Origin of the sequence: Mesorhizobium sp. M7A.F.Ca.CA.002.04.1.1, from assembly GCF_004022805.1 — a bacterium.
Lineage (GTDB): Bacteria > Pseudomonadota > Alphaproteobacteria > Rhizobiales > Rhizobiaceae > Mesorhizobium > Mesorhizobium ciceri.
The window spans coordinates 1-5,064 of record NZ_RZPL01000412.1; the positions used below are offsets into that span (position 1 = coordinate 1).

The window sequence follows — 5,064 nt, forward strand, 5'->3', positions numbered from 1 at the left end:
GCCGGATAGTCCTTGTACCACTGGGTGACGGACATCTGCACCTTGTTGTTGGTGTTCTGGATGTAGGTGAACTGGATGTTCGACGAGATCGGCTTGACGTCGGCGACATAGCCGATGCTGGTCAGCACGCTCTGCAGATAGACGCCGATGGAGCGCGAAATGGCGGTGTCCTCGACGATGATCGTCACCTTCTGGCCCTTGGTGCCGGAGTCCTCAACGAGCTGCTTTGCCTTGTCGAGATCAGGAGCCGACCATTTGGCGCCCGGGTTCTTGGTGAAGGGACAATAGTCTTCATGCCCGGGGAAGTCCGGAGGCAGGACCTGGCAGACCGGCGAGGCCAGCACCTTGCCGCCGAACAGCTTGACCAGCGTGTTGCGATCGATCGCATAGGCAACGGCCTGGCGGGCTTTTTCGTTGTCGAAGGGTGCGAGACGGTTGTTCAGCGGCGCGTACCACCAAGCCGAAAGCGGCGAGATGTGCAGCTGGTCCATGGACTTGCTGCCCAGTTCGCCCAGGCGGTCGCTCGGCAGAGCGTCGAACATCCAGTCCGCTTCGCCGTTCTGGATCGCGGTGACGGCTGCCTCTTCGGACAGGCCGAAATCATATTGGACGACATCCGGATAGCCGTCCGGCTGGGCTTCTTCGCTCCACTGCTTGAAATTGGGGTTGCGGGAAACCGTCATGCCCTTGTTCGGGTCGAAGGCGGAGATCATGTACGCGCCGGTGCTGGGAATGGGCTTGGAACCCATGTCTTCAGCGGGCGTGTCCGCCGGCAGGACCACGGCATGCGGCAAGGCAAGCTTGTAGAGCAGCTCGGCATCCGGCTTGGTGATGTTGATGGTGATGGTGCCGGCCGCTTCGTCGCCGACAACGCCGCCTTCCAGCGTGCAGCTCTTGGTGTCGGCCAGGCATTTGTCCGCCCCGACGATGCCGGCATAGAACGTGCCGGAGGTGGGTCCGGAAACCTTGAAGATGCGCTGGAAAGAAGCGACGACGTCCTTCACGCCAAGATCCTGGCCGCTGGAGAACTTGATGCCCTTGCGCAGCTTGAAGGTGAAGGTCTTGCCGTCATTGCTGACCTGCGGCAGGGCCTCGGCCAGATCGGGGACGATGGTGAAACCGTCCATGCCCTCGGCCTTGCGGAAGGCCACCAGGCCGTCATAGATCGGCTGGTACATCTGCCAGCCCTGGTCCGTGTAATTGATGTGCGGATCGAGCGTTCCGGCCGCGGAGCGGGCCAGCAGGCGGATGGTGCCGCCTCGGTGCTCCTTGAGATATTCGGCCTGTGCCGGGGCCAGCCATGTACCGGCCAGCAATGCCGCGGCTGTTGCCGCCAGAAGCAGTTTCTTCATGTCTTGATTCCCCTTTTTTCAGTTATCGTTGTGGTCCAGGAAGTCTCCCACCACCCGCATGCACGCATCTTGCTCTTCGACATGCGGCATGTGGCTGGAATGCTCGAATATCTCCCAGCGAGACCCCTTGATGCCGTCCTTGTAGGGCTGCACGGTCGCGGGCGTGGCCTCGTCGTGACGTCCGGAGATGATCAGTGTGGGAACATCGATGGCCGGCAGGCGCTCGACGATGCTCCAGTTCCTCAGCGTTCCGATGACATGGAACTCGTTTGGCCCATTCATCAGATTATAGACGGTCGGATTGCGCACGACCTGGGCGAAACTTTCCGTGACTTCGGGCGGGAAAGGCACGACCCGGCAGACATGCCGCTCGTAGAACACCATCGTCGCAGCCTGGTAAGCCGCATCGTCCGTCGTGCCGGCCTGTTCGTGTCGGGTCAGGGTCTCCTGCACATCCGCGGGCAGATCCGCACGCAACCGGTTGGCCTCTTCGACCCACAGTTTCATGGACGCCGGTGAGTTGGCTATGGTCAGCGATTTCAGGCCTTGCGGCCGCGTCACGGCATATTCGGCGCCCAGCATACCGCCCCAGCTCTGGCCGAGCACGTGGAAGCCTGTCCGAATGCCGAGGTGGTCGACGAGGTTTTCAAGCTCGTCGATGAACAGCCCAGGTGTCCAGAAATCGGCGCCTTTCTCAGGCAGCAAGGTGGAATTGCCGCAGCCCAACTGGTCGTAGTGGATGACGGCGCGATCCCTTCGCGCAAGAAGCTTGTAGGCATCGACATAGTTGTGAGCGACGCCCGGGCCGCCATGCAGGATCACCACAGGCGCCTTTTCGCCGCCGAGTTCGCCACTGACCCGATACCAGGTCTCGTAGGCGCCAAAAGCGGCCCGTCCTTCCATGCCGATGATCTCAGATGACATCCCAATTCCCAGTGCGATTGAAGGTACTTTTATCGTCCGCGGCGGCAGGCGCCTAACTCATGTTACGGGTGACCTGCACCCACTCTTCCAGCATCTGCACGCCAAATGCCGTGGCACCTTGCCTGCCGAGCGGCCGATCGGTGTCGGTCAGTTCCTTGCTGGCGATGTCGAGATGCACCCAGGGGCGATCTTCCGTGAAATGGCGCAGGAAGGCTGCGGCATAGGGAGCATCGCCATCTTCCATATCCTTGGCATGATGCCGCAGGTCCGCGAACGGCGATTGCAGGCCCTCGTCGTAGGCCCGATCGAGCGGCAGCCGCCAGAACCGCTCGCCGACCGTTTCTCCGGCCGCGATCATCTGTGACGCGATGGCATCGTCGGTGCTGAACAGGCCGGCGAATATCGACCCCAACCCACGCGTCACCGAATAGGTCAGCGTTGCCAGATCGACGATCACTAAAGGGTTGAAGCGCGTGGCTGCATAGTGGAGGCAGTCGGCCAGAAGCAGGCGTCCCTCCGCATCCGTGTCGAACACTTCCACTGTCTGTCCGGACGCCGTCGTGATGATGTCGCGCGGTTTGAGCGCCGTGCCGGATGGCATGTTCTCCGCAATGCCGAGAACACCGACAACGTGTACCGGGCTGCCTTGCCGGGCGAGTGCGATCAGCAGGCCGACCACAGCGGCCGCTCCGCCCATGTCGGCTTTCATGTCGAACATCTGCGCTCCGCCCTTGATGCAGAGGCCGCCCGAATCGAAGCAGACGCCCTTGCCGACGAAAGCGAGTGGTTGGGCGGGAGCACCCTTGCCCCGGTAGCGCAGGACAGCGACCCGCGGCGGGCGCGCCGAGCCCGATCCGACAGCAAGAAGCGCGTTCATGCCGAGCTCCTTCAGTTGCGCGGCATCAAGCATTTCGATGTCGATGCCGGCTTCACGCAGGGGCTCAAGATGATCGTGGAAATTGTCTGGATGGAGATGGTTCGGCGGCAGGTTGACCAAGGTGCGTGCATATTCGACGCCGTCGGCGATGGCATTGATCCGCGCCAGCGCCGCTGTCAGATCCGGGCCGCGAGCCCCTACCAGTTTCACCCGCAAGGTTCTATCCGCTCCCGCCCCTTGCCGCCGGTTGCGCATATCGAAACGATAGCGGCGTAGCCGCATGCCAAGCGCGACACGCGCCAGGATTTCGGCGCCGGGCAGGTCAACGCCGGCGATCGGGTCCAGGACCAGGGTGGGCGCGCATTCCCCCTTGCCCTCGAGATGCGCGGCAAGCAGACCGCCGGCGCGCGCCAGTGATAGGGTGGTTACGGCTTCAGCTTTGCCCAGGGCCAGGACGACCACGCGCTTGGTCGATACGGACTGCGGGGCAATAAGATCGATGCAGGTGCCGGATTCGATCAAGGCGGCCGGGTCGGAGCAGGCGCGCGAGAGAATCCCGCCCATCTCGGCATCCAAGGCGGCTGCCCGCGGGCCGAAGCCTGTTTGGGCAGTTTGCAAGATCACGACGACGGAGGCTTCCGAGGAAATCTCGTCCGCGGTCTCGAAAACCGGCGCTGGCGATTGAGGCATAGGCTGGCGCTCTCTCCGATTGCGGCAATACCAGCCGGGTAGCGAGCAACGCTTCGCTCACCCCGGTGGAGACTGGTCAAGCCGGTCTCCGCCGTTCGTGGTATAATGCCGGTCCCCAAATAGTCGCTTTCTTGAGACGACTTAATTGCTCTTGTCATCTGGGTATCCCCTAACAGGGCAGGCGATCAAACGCGAATTCTGCCCATGTCGATTGACAAAAACTCAACTCACAATTCATGATCGGCCAATGGCCCTTCCCTCACTCAATGGCATGCGCGCTTTCGAGGCCGCCGCTCGCCTTGGCAGCGTCAAGGACGCGGCGGAAGAACTGCATCTGACACCCTCGGCTGTCAGCCGGCACATCCGCGCGCTTGAACGAAATCTTGGCCAGGACCTGTTCGAACGCGGTTTTCGCCAGATAACGCCAACCATAAGGGGCTCCTACTATGCGCGCAGCCTCTCGGAGGCGTTCGAAGCGATCTGGCGCGCCACCGATGACGTCAGCCTCTCCGAGGGGTCGCGCCACGGCAAGATCCAACGTGTTCGGGTCTTGTGCGTGCCCACCGTTCTGAACCTTTGGCTGGCGGACCGGTTGCCGAACTTTCGCCGGTTGCATCCGTCGGTGGATCTGGAGATCTCCACTTCAGGCAAGCGCGCCAACTTCGATTTGGCCATTGTCGACGAGTTCGTCTACAAGGCCGGCCCGGCTCTGACGCTGCTGATCCCGCTGCTTTTGACGCCGGTCTGTGCGCCTTCGCTTCTGGAGGGGCCTGTGCCGCTGCGATCGCCGGCCGATCTGGTCAATCATCATCTGATCCATGAATGCGAAACCATGAGATGGAAGCGTTGGCTGGAGCAGGAAGGCGTTCTGGAAACGACGCCAAAATCCAGCACAACACTGGATGATTGCACCTTGATCATGCGCGAAGCGATCAATGGCGCCGGAATAGCGCTTGCGGACACGATGATGGCGCAAGATTTTCTGCAGCAAGGCAAGCTGGTCGCGCCGTTCCGTGCCCGCCACACCTATCCGGCCGGCATTTACCTGCATCAGCGTCGCAGCATCGGCAACAAGCCAGGCACCGGTCTGTTTCAGGATTGGCTGCTCGCCGAAGTCGCGGACCACAAGCAGGTGATGGCAATCGCTTAGATGCCCCCCAACCGAAAATGTCGGGAGCCACCGCTTCAGATTGGAATCCCCGCGTCGAACCTCGACTCATC

General features: G+C 61.8%; 4 protein-coding genes. 1 reads left to right on the top strand and 3 read right to left on the bottom strand.

All coding sequences use genetic code 11. From position 1 onward, the window contains the following. From ENZ75_RS20385 to ENZ75_RS20395, 3 genes are all read right to left on the bottom strand, one after another. The coding region (locus ENZ75_RS20385; RefSeq protein ID WP_164887891.1) for an ABC transporter substrate-binding protein at window positions 1–1,352 on the bottom strand (1,352 nt) is incomplete at its 3' end. An 18-nt stretch (window positions 1,353–1,370) separates the two neighbouring features. Continuing rightward, window positions 1,371–2,276, bottom strand: coding sequence for a proline iminopeptidase-family hydrolase (locus tag ENZ75_RS20390; RefSeq protein ID WP_027161573.1), 906 nt, complete (start codon window positions 2,274–2,276; stop codon window positions 1,371–1,373). Between the two features lie 52 nt (window positions 2,277–2,328). After that, window positions 2,329–3,843, bottom strand: a complete 1,515-nt coding sequence (locus ENZ75_RS20395; protein WP_063167980.1) for a leucyl aminopeptidase — start codon at window positions 3,841–3,843, stop codon at window positions 2,329–2,331. 247 nt (window positions 3,844–4,090) lie between these two features. Between ENZ75_RS20395 and ENZ75_RS20400 the strand changes: the two genes are divergently transcribed. Further along, window positions 4,091–4,993, top strand: coding sequence for a LysR substrate-binding domain-containing protein (locus ENZ75_RS20400; RefSeq protein WP_024503328.1), 903 nt, complete (start codon window positions 4,091–4,093; stop codon window positions 4,991–4,993). The last annotated feature ends 71 nt before the right edge of the window (window positions 4,994–5,064 follow it).

Bases quoted from the DNA above. Each gene is read 5' to 3' on its own strand.
- ENZ75_RS20390 (WP_027161573.1), bottom strand. From the start codon at position 2,276: ATGTCATCTGAGATCATCGGCATGGAAGGACGGGCCGCTTTTGGCGCC.
- ENZ75_RS20395 (WP_063167980.1), bottom strand. From the start codon at position 3,843: ATGCCTCAATCGCCAGCGCCGGTTTTCGAGACCGCGGACGAGATTTCC.
- ENZ75_RS20400 (WP_024503328.1), top strand. From the start codon at position 4,091: ATGGCCCTTCCCTCACTCAATGGCATGCGCGCTTTCGAGGCCGCCGCT.